Raw genomic sequence first — 22,590 nt, forward strand, 5'->3', positions numbered from 1 at the left:
TTAACCACCTATTCCTTTTGCTAGCAATAAGAAATATACAAATATTAGTATGACTCCATTTAATGTCGTACCAACTATTTTAAATAGCCAATTCTTTGATGCGATCGCAAAAATAATACCGAGTAATGAAAGAATACTTAGAAGCACAATAATTAATGTTAAATTTGAATTAGGTCCTCTTAAAATAAAGAAAGAACATATACTTGTGATAAACGTTAGAAACGAGAAAGTCCCTAATTTCATAATAAGTCTCCCTTGTTTGAAATGTATTTTGATTTAGTGCGCGACTTTCTTTAGTTTAACATAAATTTCCTATTACCAATTAAATATATGAACAATAAAAAACGAGTATAAAATCTATGCGATTTCATACTCGTTTTGTTATTACTTAAATTTCCTTACCACATGTATAGCAACTCTTACAAGGAGTATTGCACTTATAAATAACCCAGCATAACCAACGGCACTTAAAAATTGAACATTAGGTTCTTTTGCATACAAGTCAGGGGCAGAATTACCTTGACTTGCTTAATAAAGTGAAAGTGGGAAATCACTTAGTTATATTCCTTACTATTCTCCTTGTCTTTTTGTATCAAACAATCTAAAAGTGAGTAACCAGCTATTAAACTAATAATGGTAATGAAAGTTGTATTCACAAGAATAATATTAGTTAAATAAGGTAGGTATTTACCAACTGGTGAAAAGAGTAGAGCTGGAGAAAAGGCAATGAATAGTGTTGGCAACGTAATAGCGATAAACTTATCCGGCTGAAAGTTCCAGTTTTGTTTACTCGTTTCGCGATTAATTGATTGTAGGAATCGTAATAAAATGCCGACCAAAAGAGGGAAGAGTGTAAAGTAGAATAATCTTGGATAGACGTTAAAGTTCACTTGCGCGTCTGTATCTAAATAAAATTGAATTTTAACACCTACAACTAATAATAAGATGATAAATAATGTAAAGCAGAGGTATAGTATCACTTTTTGCATTCCATTCCACCATCCTTTATTAAAAAATATATTCAAGGAGCGAAGATATATACGATAATGGCGTTGTATATATCTTCGTTTTCTATTAGTTAATTGTGGATTTTGTTTGCTTCGTTAAGTAATCAATAATTCCCATCGCGCTAATTTCTAAATCAAGATGTAAAATGTTATAAACAGAATGATTGGATGGAACATTTAGCTTTGTAAGATGAGTGGAGACTTTCTCCAGTAGCAAAGATTGTAATGCCTTAGTAGCCTCATCAAAATCAGTATGTTTTTGAAAAATTTCATTTCCAGTATTAACGAAAATAGGTAACCAATGTTCAAGTTGGTTATATACTTCTGTAACATTGGATGATGCGCCGTAATGACCGAAATAAATAGTATCTACATTCATACTTTGAATATGATTTTTAGAAGCAATCATCGCATCTGGCTGGAATTGTGAAGGAGACGTTGATGGTAGATATAGTTCTACATCAAGGTCTGCGAGTTCTCTATAATAAATTCCTATTGTATCACCAGTAAAAATGCCGTTTGTTAATGAATCGTGAATGCTAATATGGTGCTTCGCATGTCCCGGTGTATCATAAAATGTGAGTGTACGGTCTTCTGCAATTTTTAATGTATCACCATTTTGTACAATATGAACACGTTCTTCTTCAATTGGAAGAATTGGATCAAAAAGTTTATCAAAATCTTCTTTGTACACAGCTTTTGCGCCAAGAATTAGTTTTGTTGGATCAATCATATGACGAGCCCCGCGCGGATGCACAAATAGAGTAGCATTTGGGCACTTTTCCATCATTAACCCTGCTGCGCCTGCGTGATCTAAATGAACATGTGTAACGATAATGTTTTTTACATCATTTAAATTAATATGTAATTGCTGTAAGCCGTCTAAAATATAGGGAAGAGAAGGGGCCGCACAAGTTTCAATTAAAGTAATATCGTCACCTAATAAAACGTATGTACCTGTGCGTTCATCATGTTGTAAGTCATAATCATCAATAAGATATAGATGAGAAGATAGTTGTTCTACTTTTTTCATACTTACCACTCCTTATATACGGTATGTATCTATTATACGCTAAAAACAGAAAAAGACAGAAAACGAAAGCTCGTCTTCTGCCCTTTTGTAATGTAGTTATTTCGTTTGTTCTTTATTGATAGACATAACGAACAGTCCAACAATGCCACCAACGATCGGAAGCATAATTTCTCCTGCTAAATTAAAGTAGGAGCTTAAAAATAAACCATTTACATCGATTACCCAGCCAATAACATACAATAACATCATATATAGTACGAAATAAAACTCGCGATTTGAAATCGTTTCATGTTGTGCAGTTTTCATAATGAACACCATCCTTTTCTATTATAATGGAAATATAAACTGTCACATTTTGTTCACAAATTAATTGTAAAACTTTCCATCATAAAAGTCTAGTATATTGTTTCGAATTTTCGAACGAAAATAAAGCGCTATCATTACGGTATGTGAATACGTAATAAGAGCTGTATATTCACGAATGTAGTATAGTATAAACATAGAATGATAGTGAAGAGAGGGGTATGAACAATGACAGTTTATGATTTTTCAGCTAAAACAATAACAGGAGAAGAAAAATCGTTAAAAGATTACGAAGGAAAAGCACTTCTTATTGTAAATGTAGCTAGTAAATGTGGATTTACACCACAATATAAAGGGTTACAGGAAGTATATGATAAATATAAAGACCAAGGACTAGAAATACTCGGTTTCCCTTGTAATCAATTTGGGGGACAAGAACCAGGCACAGAAGCTGATATTACTAGTTTTTGTGAATTGAACTACGGTGTGAACTTCCCAATGTTTGCAAAGATTGATGTAAAAGGTGACAAGGCTCATCCTCTCTATACATACATGACAGAACAAGCGCCAGGTTTACTCGGTATGAAAGCAGTGAAATGGAACTTTACTAAGTTTCTAATTGGAAAAGACGGGAAAATAGTAGGGCGTTTTGCACCACAGACGAAGCCGATGGATTTAGAGGTTGAGATTGAGAAGGTACTTGGGGAATAATTAGGAGTTTCACTTTATTAACAAACACCTCAAAGAACAAAGTAGCTCTTTGAGGTGTTTTCTTTAAACTCACATTATCAAGATTAAATCACTCTATCGTAGTCGTTTGATTTAGGCAGAGAAGCTGCTTTTTTCATAAGCACTTCCCATAAGTGTACGGATGTCTTCCATTCGGCTGCGGCCTGTTCCTTTTGATACATAGCGTTCTCATAACTGAAAGTAAGTTGTTGCATATCGGCCGAATTGTAAAGTGTATCGATGTGGAGAGCGTATTCTCGGAATGTTTGACTTTCACCCCGTGGTATGCCGATTCTCGCAAATTGTTTTAAAAGTGCACCGTAAGCTTTTTGATAAACAGCATCATCTTTTCGGTATTTATAGAAAAGAATAATAAAAAATGTAATCCATTTCATTCTAGTGGTGAAGAGAATGTATCCGATGATACTAATCGGTATCGTAGAGAGGAATACGTACCACCAAGAAAAATCATTTTTAGAATTTGTGATCTTTTTAGTAGAGGCTTCTTCTGTATTTTCTATTAAACTTTTGAGCTTTGCTTCATTGTTCCGTTGGTGTATTGGCTCGTTATTAGAATTATTTACTTCGTTATTTTGTGAAGTAGAAGCAGGAGTATTATTTGTAAAATTATAGGGATTAGTAAATCCTTTTGTTGGTTCGAATGGAATCCATCCGTATCCTGGGAAATATACTTCGACCCAAGAGTGTGCGTTATCGTTCGCGATTTTATAAACATCCTCACCTTCTGCAGAGGCAAGTGTATTATCAAGAGTTCCTTCTGTATAACCTTTTACCCAGCGAGCAGGAATCCCGGTAGAACGAAGTAACACAATCATAGACGTCGAGAAATTATTACAGTAGCCGCTTTTTGTATCGAAAAGGAATTGATCTACATAATCTTGGTTTTTGGAAGGGAACAACACATTCATTGTTTCATATACAAAAGAATGGTCGGTAAAGTAGTTTTCAATAGCTAATACTTTATCATATCGGTTGTCTTTATCATTTGTTAGATTTACAGCTAAGTCTTTTACTCGCTGTGGTAATGATTCGGGAAGTTGCGTGTACTTTGTCATGAAATAAGGATTTGATTCTTGACCTTCATTTGTTTTTACAGCTTTCAAGTTTTCTATGGAAAACTCTGGGACCCCATATGTTACTTTATATGAATTTAAAATAGTAGAAGAATCTCCGTCCATCGTATAGATTTTTTCTGAAAAGGGGTCAACGCTGTATGATACATTAGAAGAAGCCTCAACTGATATTAATCCTGCTGGATAGGTAAGGTGTGGATAACTTTTTTTCATGGTGATTGTCGCCTCAGTGGCCTCCGTTTTTGTATTTTGTTCGTACCAGCTCACGACGTCGTTTTTATTTTTAAAAGAAATCTTTTTTTGATTTTCAGAAACTTCCCAGCCTTTTCCTGTATAAAAATCTTTCGTTTCGACTCTCCAATATTGTTTGTTTTGCGTTTGTGCTGTGAAAACAATTGTAGGATCTGCCTTAAAAGGACCGCCTAATCGCGAGTCATCTAAACCATATCCAATTTTAGAAACTTCTTGTTTTTTACTTGCTTCGGATGTGTTGAATTTTAAAAAATCCATTGGGTTTGGCCATTGAGGGCCAAATTTTGGAGCAAAGTATGCGATAGTTGCTGACAATACAATAAATATTGTAAGAGGTCTAAGTAATTTTGAGATTTCTCTAGCAAAATTTTGTAAGTGTTCCATCTCTCTTATTCGTTCTATGCGAAGAAGACTAAGCATAAAAAAGCCGATGACAATAGTACGAATAATAGCGTAGTTTGCATTGTATAAATGTAAGTTATGAAAAATGGTGATATAAATAATAGTCAATATAAGAAATAACAACCCACGTTTTTTATGAATCATCCAAAAAGAGATGAAAGCACTCAAAAACCAAAAGTATAAAAAAAATAAAAGTGTTGGAAAAACGGGAGAAATATCTAGCAAATTCCCCTGGAAAAACAGAGAGGAATTTCGAGAAATATCAGCAAAAAATTTCGTTAGCCAAGATGGATTTATAAAAGCATTTTTATAATACAGGAAATGAATGATGAATAAGATCGTGACGATCTTTATTGGAATCTGCCACCTTGTTTGAAAAAAAGAGAGAGTGAAGCAAATTCCTATAAATATTACAAAAATATCTAATCTACCTACGTTTGTAATACCTATAAGGGGTCTTAGCCATTCTAGTAAAAGTAGAAATGCACATACATGCATGAAGAATCTGCTCATATCCCATTTGTATTTTGTTCGTAATGTTATCATTTGCTCACCTCAAAAAACACGTTTGTATACCGGTTCCCATAAACCACATTTACAAATATTTTTCGTTTTTGTAGAGTTTCTAGAATACTTAGTTCTCGATGTGAGAGTTGATTTGCTTTTTCTTTCACGACAAACACCATTAATTTTCTGTTTTTTATAGCAGCAAAGTCAGCCGCCTTTTGAATAACGGGAGAAAGATCGCTTGTTACGAGTATAATCGTTACGGGCTCATAAATTTTTCTTAATTCCATTTCTACACTCCGGGAGAGCGGGAATACACTGTCTGCTTGTACTTTCGCTAGATGACAAAAGATTTGTTGTAACTGCGTATCACCATTGTCTAAAGGGAAAAAAGTTCGTTCTTTTCCGACAGACACGAATGACGCTGGTGAATTTTGCTTCAAGACAGCCCTTACAATAGAGGCGGAAAATGTTACGACTGATTCGAATAGAGGGGACTCAGTTCTGTCCATAAATATCATGATATTATGGCTGCGCTGTTGTTCAAACTCTTTTGTCATAATATTGTTTGTTCGGGCAGTTGCTTTCCAATCAATCCATGAAAAGCGGTCACCAGGTTTATAGTCTCTGACACCGACAGAGATTGTAGAGTCTTTTGCTAAATTTATATTTGCTGAAAGCGCTCCTTGTTCGAAATGATTTTCCAATTGTCGATACGTTATATCTACGTACTGGGGATAGACTAAAAATGTATCTAGAACTGAAAAAGTTACTTCTTTCTCCATCATACCGAATAGATCACCAGTTTTGACACGTACGCTTGAAAAAGTGTGCTCTCCTCTAGGGATTGTGTCAATTGCATATTGAAATGAAATATTTCGTTTCAATCCTGGAAAGAGTATTACCTTATTCACCTTCGTTTGTCTACAATTTGTAAATTGTGATGGCAGTTCATCTTCTATAATTAAATAAAGTAAGGGAAAAGGAAATCTTCTTTTTATTGTAATGGTGCTTAAAAATTGTTCTCCTGCTGCATATTCATTTTGGTTTGTTATTCGTTTTACTTCAGCGTCTCGTAAAGCGTAGAAGGGAAGTAGTAGTGAATAAAGACCAATAGGAATCGTACTGTAAAACAAAAACCAACTTACAAATCCTCCTTGAAGCATAGCGTACACAAATGTTAAGACTAGGCATAAAGGGATTAGCAATAACTTCGTAACGTGATATAGTGCTCGTAGTAGTCGTTTCATCAAAGGTTTTTCGTCCTTTGAGTCGGCACGGTAGTTCGTGCAACGATTTTGGCGATAACTTGTTCTCCTGTTATTCCTTCAAATCTTGCTTCCATTTTTAGAATGAGTCTGTGAGCTAAAACGTAAGGAGCTAAAAATTTAACATCGTCTGGAATAACATAATTTCTGCCATGGATGAATGCATAAGCTTGTGAAGCTTTCATTAAAGCGATTGAGCCGCGTGGACTTGCACCTAGCTGTATAGAACTATAAGAACGCGTCTGAGTAACAAGTTTTACAATGTAATGCTTGATTGCTTTGTCCATGCTTACTTCCCGTACGCTCTGTTGTAAATAAAGTAATTCTTTTATTGTAGTAATAGCTTGTAAATGAGAGAGTGGATTTGTTTTTTCCATCCGGTTTAAAATTTCAAACTCTTCTTCTGGTGTAGGATATCCCATTTTTAGTTTCAATAAGAAACGATCGAGCTGTGCTTCTGGTAAAGGATATGTTCCCTCATATTCGACCGGATTTTGTGTAGCCATTACAAAGAACGGTTTTGGTAACGGTCTTGTCATGCCATCTATTGTAATATTGCCTTCTTCCATACTTTCAAGTAAGGCAGATTGTGTTTTGGGAGATGTACGATTAATTTCATCAGCAAGTATAAAATTCCCTATGATTGGTCCAGGCTTGAACTCAAATTGGAGCTCTTTCGGATTATAAATAGAAACTCCTGTTACATCTGACGGCAGTAAATCAGGTGTAAATTGAATGCGCTTGTAATCAGCATCAATAGATTTAGAAAGAGCACGTACTAACATTGTTTTCCCAACGCCAGGAACATCTTCTAATAGTACATGACCTTCAGCTAAGAGAGCTGTCAAAGCTAAGATCGTTTCTTTTCGCTTTCCGACCATTAACTTTTCAATATTGTTGATTATTCTTTCTACTATGGGATGTAATGAATCAAGCTGGGGCATCGTAATCCTCCTAATGTTATTATCGTTTTCTAATCTATTTAGTGGAAAATAGAATTTATCTTTCTATTTGCAAGTAGTGAAACTTTTATCTTTAATTCTAAGAATATTCAGATTATTTATCTGATTACATCCAGTATAATTGTTTCCGTAACTAAGGGCAATATGGTAAATAATGATTTCTCGTTTTATGTGAAATACGTTTTGATATAGAATAGTATCGTCGGTAAAAGTAGAAGAGGGGAAGGACAGGAAAGATTGACCTCAATGAGCAAAATAAATAGCGTAGGAAACCCTACGCGTAAAGTTTGGAACATATATTAATACGCCTTATGATTAAAATATATATGAATAAAATAAAGTCGGCTTCACATGAAGAGGCCATCTATTTAAATTATTACACTCCTTTATTTTTTATCTTTTTTATATTCTTTTCGTTTATTTAACCAAATATGAATCAATTCTACCAATTCCATTGTTTCAATCTCACAATATTCTCCTTTCCCATCTTCGGCTAAATTGTCTAACACAGTAGTTGTGTCGTTCCGGATTTCTAAACCGCAAATGTTGCCATTTACTACTACATAATTTTTTTCTCCGTTTAAAACACTATGTATTTCTTCTAAAATCCAATCTCCAAAAGCTGAAACTTCAATTCCTAAAAAAGTTTCAACAAGTTTTATTTCTTGAGGAAGTCTCATAACTAAATCACTACTGTTAAGTACTTCAAAACTATATGGATATTTCATGACTATTTTACTCCTTTATTTCTGGCTTTAGTGACTCTATTTACTTCTCTATTAATCTCATAAGCTCTATTAAGGTAATAAATTCTTATACTATCATTACTCTTGTCTTACTTACATTTATAGTAAAAGTAGATTGTTATTAAACTTATTTATCCAATATTTCTCTGATGTAGGTATGAGTTCAGTGAAATCTTCATATGTACCTATCCAATCTTTTGGAACATAGTTTTCGTATGATGCCGGTTCTGGAAACATTGAATATAGTATTTTATTATCAAAGTTAATTAATAAGACTGGACTATAATCTAATAGATCTTCTACTGCATTCTTCCTTTTAATATTTTCAAGTAGTAAATAATTTAATTCTTCTTTAGTTGTTTTATATTGATTAATCCTTACTAAAAATACTTCTACATTTTCATGATCTAATACTTTTATTCCATTTCTTTCTTCCGTTTCATCATTATCTTCAATGCTTATACCTAAATTTTTATATGCATTATCTAATTTATTATAATCTAAAAACCATAGTTCTTTATCTGTTACATACCACCTAAACTCATTTTTATATATGACGGCTACTATAATGTTTTCTGCATAAAGCGGTTCTAATATCATAATCTACTCCTTTTATTATTATCTTAATATCCTACCATTCTGGTGTATTCTTCTCTTCATTCAATCCAAGTTGCTGGCAAATCATATGGGTTTCCTGGCGTTTTTTGTTCAACTATTTTCAGGATATTTACCCTTAGTATGTTGGATTGAAAGTATTGTATTTTCATTTATAAACTTATCTTACGATTTAGGTAAATCAAATTTAACTATTCCCAAATTACTTCCGCTATTATATAAGAAATTTTTTGCACGCTCATTATAATCTGTACTTCATCTTAAATTTTGCTAGAAGCAAGGAAGTAATTTAACAGTCAGTGAAGGATGTGAACCCTCCACAATGATTAGATTTTCACTTTTTTATATTTGTTCCGGAATTTTTGACAATCTCTTGAACTGTGCGAAATGTCACATCTGTATTTTACAACCTCTTTTATAGTAAGGGTATGTAAGAGAGACGTACTAAAGGAGTGAACAGTATGAAGAAGAAACCTTCAGCATTAATGAGACGTTTAAAATATTTTTCACCAATAGATCGTTATAACGATAATCATACACAAGAAACATATGAAGATCGTGAATGGGAAAATGTGTACAGAAAGCGTTGGCAGCATGATAAAGTAATCCGTTCTACACACGGTGTGAACTGTACTGGTTCTTGTAGCTGGAACATTTATGTGAAAGATGGAATTGTAACATGGGAGGGTCAAGAGCTTAACTATCCAACAACAGGTCCTGATATGCCTGATTTTGAACCACGAGGATGTCCGCGTGGAGCGAGTTTTTCTTGGTACATTTACAGTCCGCTTCGTGTGAAATATCCGTATGTACGTGGTGTGCTTTGGGAAATGTGGCAAGAGGAACTACAAAATAACGAGTCACCACTAGACGCTTGGAAAAGCATTGTGGAAAACCCTGAAAAAGCACGTACGTATAAGCAGGCGCGTGGTAAAGGGGGATTCATTCGTGCGAATTGGGATGAAGTATTACAACTCGTTTCTGCTTCATTACTATACACAGTAATTAAATACGGTCCAGACCGAAATGTTGGTTTTTCACCAATTCCAGCAATGTCGATGTTAAGTCACGCTGCAGGTAGCCGTTTTATGCAACTTATGGGTGGACCGATGCTTAGCTTTTATGATTGGTATGCTGATTTACCACCAGCTTCTCCGCAAATTTGGGGTGATCAAACTGATGTACCAGAAAGTAGTGACTGGTATAACTCTGGTTACATTATGACATGGGGTTCAAACGTACCGATGACGAGAACGCCAGATGCACACTTTTTAGCCGAAGTTCGATATAAAGGAACGAAAGTTGTTTCTGTAAGTCCTGACTTCGCCGAGTCTACTAAGTTTGCGGATGATTGGATTAGTGTGAAACAAGGTACAGACGGTGCGCTTGCGATGGCAATGGGGCATGTGATCTTACAAGAATTTTACGTAGATAATCAAGTGGAATACTTCACAAAGTATGCGAAGCAATATACTGATTTTCCTTTCTTTGTCACATTGAAAGAAAAAGGAGATCAATTCGTCGCTGATCGTTTCTTAAATGCTACTGATATTGGACGTGAAACAAAGTTAGGAGAATGGAAGCCTGTTCTTTGGAACGATAACACGAAAGATTTTGCAACACCTCACGGCACAATGGGATCACGTTGGGATAACGAGAAGAAATGGAACTTGCGTTTAGAAGATGAACAGACAGGTGAAACGATTGATCCACGTCTTTCTTTACTTGGAATGGAAGATAGTGTTGAAACAGTGCAAATTCCGTACTTCTCTGATGATGGAAATACAATATTAGAACGTACAATTCCAGTGAAAAAAGTTATGACAGAAGAAGGCGAAGTGTTCGTTACAACTGTATATGACTTAACGTTAGCAAATTACGGTGTGAACCGAGGTCTTGGCGGGCAAGAACCGAAAGATTTCAATGATGATGTACCGTTTACACCTGCATGGCAAGAGAAAATGACTGGAGTAAAACGAGAGCTTATTATTCAAATTGCTCGTGAGTTCGCGCAAAATGCAGTTGATACGAATGGCCGCTCGATGATTATTATGGGAGCTGGTATTAACCATTGGTTTAACTCTGATACGATTTATCGCGCAGTTTTAAATCTTGTTCTTCTCGTTGGGGCACAAGGTGTAAACGGCGGCGGTTGGGCACATTATGTTGGTCAAGAAAAATTACGACCAGCAGAAGGATGGCAAACAATCGCGATGGCGAAAGATTGGCAGGGGCCACCGAAATTACAAAACGGTACATCTTTCTTCTATTTCGTAACAGATCAATGGCGCTATGAAGATACACCTGTTGGACATTTAGCATCACCAGTTGAGGGCAACTCTCGTTATCAACATCACGGTGATTACAATGTATTAGCAGCACGACTTGGCTGGTTGCCTTCATATCCAACATTCGAGAAGAATGGAATTGAATTATATAAAGAAGCTGTTGCTGCTGGTGCAACAACACAAGAAGAAATCGGAAAATACGTTGCACAAAAATTAAAAGAAAAAGAACTGAAATTTGCGATTGAAGACCCAGATAATAAAAACAACTTCCCGCGTAACTTATTCGTATGGCGTGCAAACTTAATTTCAAGTTCCGGTAAAGGACACGAATATTTCTTAAAACATTTATTAGGTACAACAAACGGATTAATGAATGACGATAGTGACTCATTAAGACCAGAAGAAATTAAGTGGCATGAAGATGCACCTGAAGGGAAGTTAGATTTACTCATTAATTTAGATTTCCGTATGGCTGGAACGGCGCTTTATTCTGATATCGTCTTACCTGCTTCAACTTGGTATGAAAAGCATGATTTAAGCAGTACGGATATGCATCCATTTGTGCATCCATTTAATCCAGCAATCGGTTCACCGTGGGAAGCACGCTCTGACTGGGATATTTTCACCTCTCTTTCTAAAGCTGTGTCAGATTTAGCGAAGAAAATCGATCTTGAACCAATGAAAGAAGTTGTTGCAACACCACTTCTTCACGATACACCGCAAGAATTAGCACAACCACTTGGTAAGATTAAAGACTGGAGCAAAGGTGAGTGTGAACCGATCCCAGGTAAAACAATGCCGCAAATTCATGTTGTCGAAAGGGATTATAAAACGATTTATGACAAGATGACAGCGCTTGGACCAAATACCGGAAAACAACCGATTGGTACGAAAGGGATTTCTTGGTCGGCAGAAAAAGAATATGAGCAATTAAAGAGTCGATTAGGAGTTGTTCGAACGGATTCTATTGCGAAAGGATGCCCAGACATAAAAGAAGCAATTAATGCTGCTGAGGCGGTATTAACACTTTCTTCTACAACAAACGGTCATATGGCGGTAAAAGCATGGGAAGCGCTTGAAAAACAAACCGATTTAAAACTACGTGACTTAGCAGAAGAACGTGAAGAAGAATGCTTCACATTTGAACAAATTACAGCGCAGCCTAAAACAGTAATTACTTCTCCGGCCTTTACGGGTTCTGAAAAAGGTGGACGCCGTTACTCACCATTTACAACAAATGTTGAACGTCTCATCCCTTGGAGAACGATAACTGGTCGACAATCTTTCTACTTAGATCACGACATGATGAAAGAATTTGGCGAAACGATGGCAACATTTAAACCAATACTGCAACATAAACCATTCCGTAAATCACGCCCTGAAGTAGAAGGGAAAGAAATTACACTAAACTATTTAACACCGCATAATAAGTGGTCGATTCATAGTATGTACTTCGATTCATTGCCAATGTTAACGCTGTTTAGAGGTGGTCCAACTGTTTGGATGAATAAAGATGATGCGAATGAAGCTGGTGTTGCTGATAATGATTGGATTGAATGCTTTAACCGTAACGGCGTAGTCGTAGCACGTGCTGTTGTAACACACCGTATACCGAGGGGGATGGCATTTATGCACCATGCGCAAGATCGTCACATTAACGTGCCTGGTACGAAATTAACAAGCACCCGCGGGGGAACACATAATAGTCCAACCCGTATTCACGTTAAACCAACACATATGATTGGTGGATATGGCCAATTAAGCTATGGATTTAACTATTATGGTCCGACTGGGAACCAGCGTGACTTAAACGTTGTAATCCGTAAACTGAAGGAGGTAGATTGGCTTGAAGATTAAAGCGCAAGTCGGAATGGTAATGAACTTAGATAAATGCATCGGCTGCCACACTTGTAGCGTAACATGCAAAAACACCTGGACGAATCGTCCAGGTGCTGAATATATGTACTTCAATAACGTAGAAACGAAACCTGGAATTGGTTATCCGAAACAATGGGAAAATCAGGAGAAATACAAAGGCGGCTGGGAATTGAAAAATGGTGAAATTCAGCTGAAATCCGGTTCGAAAATGAAGCGTCTTATGAATATTTTCCACAATCCAGATCAGCCAACAATTGATGATTACTTTGAACCTTGGAATTATGATTATGAAACATTAACAAATAGCCCACAGCGTAAGCATCAACCAGTTGCTCGTCCGAAATCAGCAATTACGGGTGAATTTATCGACAAAATTGAATGGGGTCCAAACTGGGAAGATGATTTAGCAGGCGGACATATAACAGGGTTACAAGATCCGAACGTCAAGAAAATGGAAGAAGGAATTAAAACGGATTTTGAAAATGTCTTTATGATGTATTTACCACGTATTTGCGAACATTGTATGAATCCATCTTGCGTTTCTTCTTGTCCATCGGGTGCGATGTATAAACGTGAGGAAGATGGGATTGTTCTTGTGGATCAAAATGCATGTCGTGCATGGAGATTTTGTGTATCGTCTTGTCCGTATAAAAAAGTATATTTTAACTGGCAAACAAATAAAGCTGAAAAATGTACAATGTGTTTCCCTCGTATTGAAGCTGGTATGCCAACAATTTGTTCTGAAACATGTGTAGGACGTATTCGATATATTGGGGTAATGCTATATGACGCTGACAAAGTAAAAGAAGCGGCTTCTGTTGAAAATGAAAAAGATTTATATGAATCTCAGCTTACTGTTTTCCTAGATCCAAATGATCCAGAAGTAGCAGCTGAAGCGAAAAAACAAGGGATTCCTGAAGAATGGATTAAAGCGGCACAACAGTCGCCAATCTATAAAATGATTATCGATTGGAAAATCGCTCTACCTCTTCATCCAGAGTATCGTACAATGCCAATGGTTTGGTATATCCCGCCGCTTAGCCCAATTATGAACATGGTGGAGGGGAAAGGTAGTAACTGGCAAGCAGAAGAGATTTTCCCTGCTATTGATAATATGCGTATTCCAATTCAATATTTAGCGAATTTACTCACTGCAGGAGATGAATCACATATTCGTCTTACATTGAAAAAATTGGCTGTCATGCGAACACATATGAGAGCATTGCAAATTAATAAAGAACCAAATGAAGCTGTATTAAAAGAACTCGGTTTAACGAAAGAAGATGTAGAAGATATGTATCGTCTTCTTGCTATTGCGAAATATAAAGATCGCTTTGTTATCCCGACGTCTCACCGCGAACAAGTTGCAGATTTATATAGCGAGCAAGGAAGTTGTGGTTTATCTTTCGCAGGTGGGCCAGGCTCTTGTACGACAATTTCTTAAAAAAAGGGGGCAGAAAACTATGAAACAAAGTTTACAAACAGCTTTTTCTTGTTCTTCTTTTCTTCTCTCCTATCCTGAACTAGGTTGGAGGGAAGCTTTACTAGAATTACAGGAAGAGATTCAAGAAATTGAACAGGAAGAAATCAGAGCATCACTTACAACATTTATAAAAGAAGCGCTAAATAAAACAGACAATCAACTTATTGATTCTTACGTCTATACATTCGACTTTGGAAAGAAGACAAATATGTATCTTACCTACATGAAAACAGGTGAACAAAGAGAGCGTGGAATTGAATTATTAGAGTTAAAACAGCATTATCAAAAATCTGGTTTTAACGTAACAGATAAAGAACTACCTGATTATTTACCGCTTCTACTTGAGTTTCTTGCAAACGCGAATGAAAAAGATAGCGAACCAATTATGAGTAAATACACGGAAAATATACAAGCGTTGCACGGGCAATTAAAAGAAGCAAACTGTATGTATGAACCAATTCTCGCCGCTGTTCTACTCGCTATCAATACATGGGGTGTACAGGCAAATTAGAAAGGAGAGTTGTCAAAATGATGGATCAATTTCTATGGGTATTGTTTCCCTATATCATTTTTGCAATCTTTATCGGTGGACATATTTTCAGATACAACTATGATCAATTTGGATGGACGTCAAAATCTAGTGAACTATTAGAAAAGAAAATGCTCCGAATCGGAAGTCTATTATTCCACTTTGGGGTCATGTTCGTCATTGGTGGTCATGTTATGGGGATTTTAATTCCAGAGTCTGTATACCGTTCAATAGGTATTTCTGAGCATATGTATCATATAATGGCAATTAGTTTCGGACTTCCGGCAGGTGTTGCTTCTATCATCGGTTTAATTATATTAACGTACCGCCGTGTAACAGTAAAACGCATCATTGCAACGAGTACAAGGGGAGATTATATTGCGCTTATTTTATTACTAATCGTAATGCTAGCGGGACTTTCTTCAACCTTTTTAAATATCGACTCAAAAGGGTTTGATTATCGTACAACAATCGGTCCGTGGTTCCGAAGTCTCTTTATTTTCCAACCGAAAGTTGAATATATGATGGAAGTACCAGTATGGTTTAAAATTCATATAATTGCAGGTATGGGTCTATTCGCAGTATGGCCATTTACTAGACTTGTCCATGTATTTAGTGCCCCAATTAAATACTTAAGCCGTAGTTATGTGATTTACAGAAGACGTATTCCTAATGAATTGAAAAAATAATGCCACAGTAAACGAATAGAAGTTAGCAACTAACATGAAACGAGGTCTAATGGAAGGCCTCGTCTTTTTTAGGAAATAACTGTATGCAAGAGAAAAAGAGTAGCATCTAAATAAGATGCTACTCTATGCTACAAACAGAGGCAGAGCAATCTTCACAAGCAATTTCACATTTTAAAAATTGTAAATCATGGATTGTAATCTTTCCTTTATGAATAGAAATCGTACCTTTTTTTTTCAAATCATTTAACATTCGATTTACGCTTTCACGCGAAGTTGCACAGAAATTTGCAAGTTCTTGATTCGTTAATGGTAAATCGATGAGAATCCCATTTTCTTTTAACACACCATAACTATTTGTCATTCGAATGAGAGTAGAATATAGGGCACCTTTTTTGCCGTGTAATACTAGATCTCGGAACTTCGTTTGCATTCTTCTTAAATGTTCACTAATCCATTTCATAAATTCAAATACAAGAGCGGGTTTTTGGAGTAATGCTTTTTCTAAGGCTTCACGCTTTATAACGCCTACTTCAACATCTTCAAGGCATTTTGAATTTAATAAATACCTTGCATCTTCCGTGAACAATGTTAATTCCCCAATAATATCATTTTGTGAACAAATGCGAAGTGTTAATTCTTGTCCGTCAGCACTAAGTTTACTGATTTGCACTTTTCCAGAGTGAATGATATAAATTTCTGTTGCTTCCATACCTTCTTGAAAAATAAAACTCCCCTTATTGATTTGCATTTTATATTCAACAGATGAAAGTAACTCCTTTAAATCTTTGGATAATGCCGTACTGTTTGCCACAGCAATCACCTTTCTTCTTATAAGCAGTATATTTCTTATTTTGGATGTAATCATGATGAAATTGCAAGAGATATTTTTGAAAATAAAGTAAAATTTCAATGACCGTAAGGAAAAACGACCTTAAATGTCTAAAAAGCTACTTATAGTAAGGGTTTATATTATACGAATATAAGTTTTTTAGTTTAAGAAATTTTAGTATGTAAAGAGAATGGGACTAGAGATGTGAACAAAATTCGAACGGATTTGTGAAGAATTTTTGAATGGGGAAAGTAATGTGAGAAAAGTCACATTGAATATGTAGCTTCTTTTTTATAATGAAGGCAAATAAAAAAATTGAAAGCTTACTAATGATTGCAGTAGAAAAGAAGGGATATAGATGCACGAGAAGATGAAAGATTCTTTAGAGCGGCCACTTCAAGATTTACGTATTTCAGTTATTGACCGTTGTAATTTTAGGTGCACGTACTGTATGCCAGCTGAAGTGTTCGGACCTGATTATGCTTTTTTACAGGAAGAGTTTTTATTAACGTTCGATGAAATAGAAAGGTTAGCGAGATTATTTATAAGTATGGGTGTTAATAAAATTAGACTTACTGGCGGTGAACCTTTATTGCGTAAAGATTTACCGAAGTTAATTGCAAGGCTTACAAAGCTAGAAGGCTTAAAGGATATTGGACTCACAACAAACGGTATTCATTTAGCAAAACAGGCAAGGTCATTAAAAGAAGCGGGATTAAAACGTGTAAACATTAGTTTAGATGCGATAGAAGATCATGTCTTCCGAAAAATTAATGGACGAAATGTAAGTACAAAACCTGTATTGAAAGGAATTGAAGCAGCAAAAGCAGCTGGATTAGAAGTAAAAGTAAATATGGTCGTAAAAAAAGGGATGAATGATAGTCAAATTCTTCTAATGGCTCGTTATTTTAAAGAACAAGAAATTCAGCTTCGTTTTATCGAATTTATGGATGTGGGCAGTACGAACGGATGGAACTTTGAACAAGTTATTACGAAGGAACAATTAATAGAGAAAATTAATCGTGTATATCCGATTGAGCCTGTTAAACCTCGTTACTTTGGAGAAGTTGCGAAATTGTATCGATATGTAGGGAGCGATGCAGAAGTTGGATTTATTACTTCTGTTTCTGAATCTTTTTGTTCCTCTTGTACGAGAGCTCGTATTTCGGCAGACGGTAAGTTTTTTACGTGCTTATTTGGAACGAAAGGAACTGATTTGCGAACGCTTCTTCGAGAAAATATTTCTGATGCTTCATTATTAAAAATTCTCCAACATACATGGGAGTGCAGAACAGATCGGTATTCGGATGAAAGAACGGCTGAAAGTACAAATAAACGTCCAAAAGTTGAAATGTCTTATATTGGTGGATAGCGAAAGGAGGATTCCCTATGCAAGAGCGATATTCAAGGCAAGTATTGTTTTCTGGAATTGGTGAAATGGGACAAAGAAAAATAAGAAAAAAACATGTCCTCCTAATCGGTGCGGGTGCACTAGGAGCTGCAAATGCGGAAGCGCTCGTTAGGATGGGGATTGGGAAATTGACAATTGCTGACCGTGACTACGTCGAATGGAGTAATTTACAGCGGCAACAGTTATATACAGAAGAAGATGCACAGCAGTGTAAACCAAAAGCAATTGCAGCGGCAGAACATTTAAGAAAGATTAATTCTGAAGTAGAAATTGTACCAATTGTAACGGATGTCACAATGCAAGAAATAGAAGAGTTAACAAAAGAAGTGGATCTTATATTAGATGCGACTGACAATTTCGATACGCGTCTACTTATAAATGACATTTCGCAAAAAGAAAATATACCTTGGATATACGGTGGATGCATTGGAAGTTACGGTGTAACGTATACAATTCTTCCGGGGAAAACACCATGCTTTCGCTGCCTAATGGATCATCCTATGGGCGGTGCAACATGTGATACAGCAGGAATCATTCAGCCGGCTGTACAAATGGTCGTTGCTCACCAAGTGACAGAAGCGATGAAAATATTGGTGAATGATTTTCAGGCGCTAAGGGGAACGATGTTATCATTTGATATTTGGAACAATCAATATCTCTCATTAAAAGTAAATAGGCAGAAGAAAAGTACATGTCCATCTTGTGGGAATGTACGCACTTACCCAAATTTAACATTTGGATCACAGATGAAAACTGAAGTGCTATGCGGGCGGAATACAGTTCAAATCCGTCCAGGGATAAAGCGAGTTCTTAATTTAGAAGAAGTTCGAAATCGCTTACAAAAAAGCGTGAGTGTCAAAAAAACTCCATATTTACTATCGTTTCTAGTAGATGAATATCGTTTTGTTTTATTTACAGACGGTAGGGCATTTATTCATGGGACAAATGATGTAAAAATGGCAAAACGATTATACGCAAAATATATAGGATGAACAGAAAGAGAGTTTATCCTTATCAAAACGAGGTGAAAAAAGAATGCTAGAAAAACGTAAACCAATTCCAGTAGCAGAAGCAGTTGCACGCATAATGGAGTATGCTCATCAAGGTGAAATAGAAAAGGTTTCTCTTATAGACAGCTACGGTAGAATGCTTGGAGAAGATGTTATTGCAGATCATGATGTCCCGCATTTCGATCGCTCTCCGTACGACGGATTTGCGATTCGAGCGGAAGATACAAAAGAAGCAAATAGCAGTAACCCGATTCAGTTTGAAGTGATTGGTGAGATCGGGGCAGGTTCTGTTTTTAGAGAAGAGGTGAAAGCATTTCAAGCTGTACGTATTATGACAGGAGCTGCAATTCCAGCAGGATGTAATGCGGTTGTTATGTTAGAGCTAACGGAAGGATTTGAAGAAAAAGAAAAGACTTATATGAAATTAAAACGCTCTTTTGCTGCTGGTGATAACATTTCTTTTAAAGGAGAAGATGTAAAACAAAATGCCATACTTGTGAAAAAAGGGACTTCTATTAACCCTGGAGTAGCGGCGCTTCTTGCTACGTTTGGTTATAGTTCCGTACATGTTGTAAAACAGCCGGTTATTGGAATTGTAGCGACAGGAAGTGAACTTTTAGAAGTACATGAACAGCTTAAATCGGGGAGGATTCGAAATAGTAATTCCTATATGATTGCTGCTCAAATTGAGCGAGCAGGTGGAATTGTACGCTATTATGGACAATTTGCTGATGATTTAGAGACGTGTTATGAGACCGTAAAAAGAGCAATAAAAGAAGTCGATATTTTAATTACAACTGGTGGCGTTTCAGTAGGAGACTACGATTATTTACCTGCTATTTATGAGAGATTACAAGCTAATGTACTTTTCAATAAAATAGCGATGCGACCAGGAAGCGTGACAACTGTAGCTGAGCTAGAAGGAAAACTATTATTTGGTCTATCTGGTAATCCCTCTGCTTGTTATGTCGGATGTGAATTATATGTTAGACCAGTTATTCGAACATATTTGCAAAGAAAAGATCCGCATGTATATCGTGCAGAAGCGATTTTACAGAAAGATTTTCCGAAAGCAAACCCATTTACTCGTTTTGTAAGAGGGAGAGTAGAAATTGTAGATGGCCAATTGCAAGCTACACCAGTTGGTTTAGATAAATCTAGTGCAATTTCTTCACTTGCAGAGGCGAACGCATTTATCGTCCTGCCGGGCGGAACAAGAGGATTTGAAGCAGGAATAATTGTTTCGGTATTATTATTGGAATCGAACATAGGAAGTGAGTGGCCGTGGAAAGAACCACTTCGATCATACAAGTAATAGAAAAATAGATTGCTAATTTATACAAAGGTAAGAGGTGCAAAATGACACATACGTATTATGAAGTAATTGATACACCTATTTCAATTGAAGAAGTTACAAACAAAGTAATTCGGTGTGAGTGTGGTGCGGTTACTACTTTCATTGGTACCGTCAGAGAATTTACGAAAGGACGTCGTACGCTATATTTAGAGTATGTAGCATATAAAACAATGGCGGAAAAACAGCTTGAGAAAATTGGTAATGAAGTAGAAGAGAAGTGGCCTGGGACATATGTAGCAATTACACATCGCATTGGTACATTGCAAATTTCTGATTTTGCTGTTGTTGTCGCCGTTTCAACACCACACCGGAAAGCAGCCTATGAGGCGAACGTATATATTATGGAGCGTATAAAACAAATTATTCCGATTTGGAAGAAAGAGTTTTGGGAAGATGGTGAGTCATGGATAGGTGATCAGTTAGAGAAAATAGCATATGCAAATGGTGAGCCTGAAAGGGAGATGAGAACATGATTGAAGTACTATTATTTGCACATTTGCAAGAAGAAGCAAGTAAGCCGGCCTTGTACATAGATTGTGAAAATATTACGGTTGCTGAACTAAAGGAAGTTCTCATTAAGAAATACAGCGTAGCGATTTCAAACGAGATAATGGTCGCCGTAAATGAAGAGTATGCAAATGAGGATGACATTATTCAAACTGGCGATGTAGTAGCAATGATTCCGCCAGTAAGTGGTGGTTGATTCTTTTCAGCCTAATCATGTTAGGACGTGATTAGGCTGGAGAGAATGAATATAACTATGCATACATAGGAGGGAACAAGGTGAAAAGTCCTAATTTTCAATTAAGTTTACAAACTTCTAATCTAGTTATCGGTTTTATGGTATGGGTTATCTTATCATCATTAATGCCATATATTAAAGCGGATATTCCATTAACTGCGGGACAAATTTCTATGGTCACAGCAGTACCGGTTATTTTAGGTTCTATTCTTCGCATTCCAATTGGTTATTGGACAAATCGTTACGGAGCAAGAAAATTGTTCTTTATTAGTTTTATACTTTTATTATTCCCTGTCTTTTACATTAGTGTTGCCAATTCTATGATGGATTTAATTATTGGTGGATTATTTGTAGGGATTGGTGGTGCTGTATTCTCTGTAGGAGTAACTTCTCTACCGAAATACTTCCCGAAAGAGAGTCACGGTTTTGTAAATGGTATTTACGGTGTGGGTAACGCTGGAACAGCAATTACTTCATTTTTAGCACCTGTAATTGCGACATCAGTTGGCTGGAGAACAACAGTACAGTGTTATTTAGTTTTACTTGCAGCATTTGCACTTATGAACTTTTTATTAGGCGATCGTAAGGAAAAAAAGGTGAATACACCATTAATGGAACAAATAAAAGGTGTATATAAAAATGAAAAACTTTGGTTTCTATGTATCTTTTATTTTTTAACTTTCGGATCATTTGTTGCATTTACAGTATATTTACCAAACTTTTTAGTATCTCACTTCGGATTAGAGAAAGTAGATGCAGGCATGCGGACAGCTGGATTCATCGTATTAGCAACAATGATGCGCCCGATTGGTGGTTGGCTCGGTGATAAATTTAATCCATTTAAAATATTAATCTTCGTATTTATCGGCTTAACACTATCTGGTATTGTTTTATCATTCATGCCTAGTATGAACGTGTATACGTTTGGTTGCTTACTAGTCGCATTCTGTGCAGGTATTGGAAATGGCACAATCTTTAAGCTTGTTCCAATGTACTTCTCTGAGCAAGCAGGGATTGTAAATGGGGTTGTGTCAGCTTTAGGTGGATTAGGAGGGTTCTTCCCACCATTAATTTTAACGTTACTATTCCAACTAACAGGTCATTATGCAATTGGATTTATGGCGTTATCAGAAGTCGCTCTTGCTTGTTTAATCATTACAGTATGGATGTATAGCCAAGAGAAGCTGTTAGTGATGTTAAAGAATCATTAATAAAGAAAAAGAACCCTCCTAAAGTAATCTAGGAGGGTTCTTTTAGTAATAGGCTTCGATATGTTTTTTATTGCTAACTTAACAAACACTTGTATTCTAAAATAATGTGGTTTAAAAATGAAAAACAGAAGTTTTATGGAATTTTATGTTAAAATATAGATATCAGATGTTATTCAATTAAAGGGTTAGTTAAAGAAAGTTTAAATCTCTTCCGAAGATAGAACTAATTTTTAGCATACAAATAC

21 protein-coding genes are annotated in these 22,590 nt (G+C 36.0%); 11 read left to right on the top strand and 10 right to left on the bottom strand.

The genetic code is table 11. From position 1 onward, the window contains the following. The 4 genes from NSQ08_RS09000 to NSQ08_RS09015 form a co-directional block, all read right to left on the bottom strand. Positions 1 to 243, bottom strand: coding sequence for a hypothetical protein (locus tag NSQ08_RS09000; protein ID WP_002135917.1), 243 nt, complete (start codon positions 241 to 243; stop codon positions 1 to 3). 311 nt (positions 244 to 554) lie between these two features. After that, a complete protein-coding gene (locus NSQ08_RS09005) occupies positions 555 to 989 on the bottom strand; it encodes a hypothetical protein (protein WP_002135918.1) in 435 nt (144 codons plus the stop codon). 85 nt (positions 990 to 1,074) lie between these two features. After that, a complete protein-coding gene (locus NSQ08_RS09010; protein WP_002141446.1) occupies positions 1,075 to 2,040 on the bottom strand; it encodes an MBL fold metallo-hydrolase in 966 nt (321 codons plus the stop codon). A gap of 96 nt (positions 2,041 to 2,136) precedes the next feature. Beyond that, complete coding sequence (locus tag NSQ08_RS09015) at positions 2,137 to 2,346, bottom strand: DUF3925 family protein (protein WP_002127081.1); 210 nt, start codon at positions 2,344 to 2,346, stop codon at positions 2,137 to 2,139. Positions 2,347 to 2,571: 225 nt separating this feature from the next. Here NSQ08_RS09015 and bsaA point away from each other — a divergent pair, with 225 nt between their 5' ends. Beyond that, positions 2,572 to 3,054 (top strand): glutathione peroxidase, encoded by a 483-nt coding sequence (gene bsaA / locus NSQ08_RS09020; protein ID WP_002135920.1) that lies wholly within the window; start codon positions 2,572 to 2,574, stop codon positions 3,052 to 3,054. Between the two features lie 83 nt (positions 3,055 to 3,137). On the opposite strand, the gene NSQ08_RS09025 is transcribed toward bsaA, so the two are convergent. The 5 genes from NSQ08_RS09025 to NSQ08_RS09045 form a co-directional block, all read right to left on the bottom strand. Beyond that, positions 3,138 to 5,366: a transglutaminase TgpA family protein gene (locus tag NSQ08_RS09025; RefSeq protein WP_137076638.1), complete on the bottom strand. Its 2,229-nt coding sequence runs from the start codon at positions 5,364 to 5,366 to the stop codon at positions 3,138 to 3,140. Beyond that, positions 5,363 to 6,577 carry a DUF58 domain-containing protein gene (locus NSQ08_RS09030; RefSeq protein WP_137076640.1) on the bottom strand — a complete coding sequence of 405 codons (1,215 nt, stop codon included), beginning with the start codon at positions 6,575 to 6,577 and terminating at the stop codon, positions 5,363 to 5,365. The genes NSQ08_RS09025 and NSQ08_RS09030 overlap by 4 nt, the downstream gene beginning before the upstream one ends. Further along, positions 6,577 to 7,539 carry an AAA family ATPase gene (locus NSQ08_RS09035; RefSeq protein WP_002085968.1) on the bottom strand — a complete coding sequence of 321 codons (963 nt, stop codon included), beginning with the start codon at positions 7,537 to 7,539 and terminating at the stop codon, positions 6,577 to 6,579. The genes NSQ08_RS09030 and NSQ08_RS09035 overlap by 1 nt, the downstream gene beginning before the upstream one ends. A 404-nt stretch (positions 7,540 to 7,943) precedes the next feature. Continuing rightward, positions 7,944 to 8,285 (bottom strand): hypothetical protein, encoded by a 342-nt coding sequence (locus NSQ08_RS09040; protein ID WP_002031584.1) that lies wholly within the window; start codon positions 8,283 to 8,285, stop codon positions 7,944 to 7,946. Positions 8,286 to 8,402: 117 nt separating this feature from the next. Beyond that, the gene (locus NSQ08_RS09045; RefSeq protein WP_002031586.1) at positions 8,403 to 8,903 is read right to left on the bottom strand and encodes a hypothetical protein; all 501 of its coding nucleotides are present in this window, start codon (positions 8,901 to 8,903) and stop codon (positions 8,403 to 8,405) included. Between the two features lie 476 nt (positions 8,904 to 9,379). Here NSQ08_RS09045 and NSQ08_RS09050 point away from each other — a divergent pair, with 476 nt between their 5' ends. From NSQ08_RS09050 to narI, 4 genes are read left to right on the top strand one after another with little or no spacing between them, the layout of a single operon-like run. Further along, positions 9,380 to 13,063: a nitrate reductase subunit alpha gene (locus NSQ08_RS09050; RefSeq protein WP_002189418.1), complete on the top strand. Its 3,684-nt coding sequence runs from the start codon at positions 9,380 to 9,382 to the stop codon at positions 13,061 to 13,063. Then, positions 13,053 to 14,528, top strand: coding sequence for a nitrate reductase subunit beta (narH, locus tag NSQ08_RS09055; protein WP_002141456.1), 1,476 nt, complete (start codon positions 13,053 to 13,055; stop codon positions 14,526 to 14,528). The genes NSQ08_RS09050 and narH overlap by 11 nt, the downstream gene beginning before the upstream one ends. A 19-nt stretch (positions 14,529 to 14,547) precedes the next feature. Then, positions 14,548 to 15,078, top strand: a complete 531-nt coding sequence (gene narJ, locus NSQ08_RS09060; RefSeq protein WP_002031591.1) for a nitrate reductase molybdenum cofactor assembly chaperone — start codon at positions 14,548 to 14,550, stop codon at positions 15,076 to 15,078. Positions 15,079 to 15,095: 17 nt separating this feature from the next. Continuing rightward, entirely contained in the window at positions 15,096 to 15,785 is a 690-nt protein-coding gene (gene narI / locus NSQ08_RS09065; RefSeq protein WP_340773706.1) for a respiratory nitrate reductase subunit gamma, read from the top strand. 118 nt (positions 15,786 to 15,903) lie between these two features. Here the strand turns inward: narI and NSQ08_RS09070 are convergent, their stop codons facing one another. After that, entirely contained in the window at positions 15,904 to 16,596 is a 693-nt protein-coding gene (locus NSQ08_RS09070) for a Crp/Fnr family transcriptional regulator (protein ID WP_002189419.1), read from the bottom strand. Between the two features lie 376 nt (positions 16,597 to 16,972). Here NSQ08_RS09070 and moaA point away from each other — a divergent pair, with 376 nt between their 5' ends. The 6 genes from moaA to narK all read left to right on the top strand — a co-directional run bounded on the left by moaA (position 16,973) and on the right by narK (position 22,345). Then, positions 16,973 to 17,986 carry a GTP 3',8-cyclase MoaA gene (moaA, locus tag NSQ08_RS09075; protein WP_002141458.1) on the top strand — a complete coding sequence of 338 codons (1,014 nt, stop codon included), beginning with the start codon at positions 16,973 to 16,975 and terminating at the stop codon, positions 17,984 to 17,986. A 17-nt stretch (positions 17,987 to 18,003) separates the two neighbouring features. Next, positions 18,004 to 19,017 (top strand): molybdopterin-synthase adenylyltransferase MoeB, encoded by a 1,014-nt coding sequence (locus NSQ08_RS09080; protein WP_340773716.1) that lies wholly within the window; start codon positions 18,004 to 18,006, stop codon positions 19,015 to 19,017. Between the two features lie 43 nt (positions 19,018 to 19,060). After that, on the top strand, positions 19,061 to 20,350 hold the full coding sequence (locus NSQ08_RS09085) for a molybdopterin molybdotransferase MoeA (protein ID WP_002031599.1): 1,290 nt from the start codon (positions 19,061 to 19,063) through the stop codon (positions 20,348 to 20,350). Between the two features lie 44 nt (positions 20,351 to 20,394). Beyond that, the gene (locus tag NSQ08_RS09090) at positions 20,395 to 20,865 is read left to right on the top strand and encodes a molybdenum cofactor biosynthesis protein MoaE (RefSeq protein ID WP_002031600.1); all 471 of its coding nucleotides are present in this window, start codon (positions 20,395 to 20,397) and stop codon (positions 20,863 to 20,865) included. After that, positions 20,862 to 21,095 carry a molybdopterin converting factor subunit 1 gene (gene moaD, locus NSQ08_RS09095; RefSeq protein WP_002127098.1) on the top strand — a complete coding sequence of 78 codons (234 nt, stop codon included), beginning with the start codon at positions 20,862 to 20,864 and terminating at the stop codon, positions 21,093 to 21,095. The genes NSQ08_RS09090 and moaD overlap by 4 nt, the downstream gene beginning before the upstream one ends. 80 nt (positions 21,096 to 21,175) lie before the next feature. Continuing rightward, positions 21,176 to 22,345, top strand: coding sequence for a nitrate transporter NarK (gene narK / locus NSQ08_RS09100; protein WP_002031603.1), 1,170 nt, complete (start codon positions 21,176 to 21,178; stop codon positions 22,343 to 22,345). Positions 22,346 to 22,590 lie beyond the last annotated feature (245 nt).

The sequence above is a fragment of the Bacillus sp. FSL E2-8887 genome (genome assembly GCF_038007205.1).
Lineage (GTDB): Bacteria > Bacillota > Bacilli > Bacillales > Bacillaceae_G > Bacillus_A > Bacillus_A mycoides.

Coding starts and splice junctions, on each gene's coding strand:
- NSQ08_RS09000 (WP_002135917.1), bottom strand. CDS start 243: ATGAAATTAGGGACTTTCTCGTTTCTAACGTTTATCACAAGTATATGT.
- NSQ08_RS09005 (WP_002135918.1), bottom strand. CDS start 989: ATGCAAAAAGTGATACTATACCTCTGCTTTACATTATTTATCATCTTA.
- NSQ08_RS09010 (WP_002141446.1), bottom strand. CDS start 2,040: ATGAAAAAAGTAGAACAACTATCTTCTCATCTATATCTTATTGATGAT.
- NSQ08_RS09015 (WP_002127081.1), bottom strand. CDS start 2,346: ATGAAAACTGCACAACATGAAACGATTTCAAATCGCGAGTTTTATTTC.
- bsaA (WP_002135920.1), top strand. CDS start 2,572: ATGACAGTTTATGATTTTTCAGCTAAAACAATAACAGGAGAAGAAAAA.
- NSQ08_RS09025 (WP_137076638.1), bottom strand. CDS start 5,366: ATGATAACATTACGAACAAAATACAAATGGGATATGAGCAGATTCTTC.
- NSQ08_RS09030 (WP_137076640.1), bottom strand. CDS start 6,577: ATGAAACGACTACTACGAGCACTATATCACGTTACGAAGTTATTGCTA.
- NSQ08_RS09035 (WP_002085968.1), bottom strand. CDS start 7,539: ATGCCCCAGCTTGATTCATTACATCCCATAGTAGAAAGAATAATCAAC.
- NSQ08_RS09040 (WP_002031584.1), bottom strand. CDS start 8,285: ATGAAATATCCATATAGTTTTGAAGTACTTAACAGTAGTGATTTAGTT.
- NSQ08_RS09045 (WP_002031586.1), bottom strand. CDS start 8,903: ATGATATTAGAACCGCTTTATGCAGAAAACATTATAGTAGCCGTCATA.
- NSQ08_RS09050 (WP_002189418.1), top strand. CDS start 9,380: ATGAAGAAGAAACCTTCAGCATTAATGAGACGTTTAAAATATTTTTCA.
- narJ (WP_002031591.1), top strand. CDS start 14,548: ATGAAACAAAGTTTACAAACAGCTTTTTCTTGTTCTTCTTTTCTTCTC.
- narI (WP_340773706.1), top strand. CDS start 15,096: ATGATGGATCAATTTCTATGGGTATTGTTTCCCTATATCATTTTTGCA.
- moaA (WP_002141458.1), top strand. CDS start 16,973: ATGCACGAGAAGATGAAAGATTCTTTAGAGCGGCCACTTCAAGATTTA.
- NSQ08_RS09080 (WP_340773716.1), top strand. CDS start 18,004: ATGCAAGAGCGATATTCAAGGCAAGTATTGTTTTCTGGAATTGGTGAA.
- NSQ08_RS09085 (WP_002031599.1), top strand. CDS start 19,061: ATGCTAGAAAAACGTAAACCAATTCCAGTAGCAGAAGCAGTTGCACGC.
- NSQ08_RS09090 (WP_002031600.1), top strand. CDS start 20,395: ATGACACATACGTATTATGAAGTAATTGATACACCTATTTCAATTGAA.
- moaD (WP_002127098.1), top strand. CDS start 20,862: ATGATTGAAGTACTATTATTTGCACATTTGCAAGAAGAAGCAAGTAAG.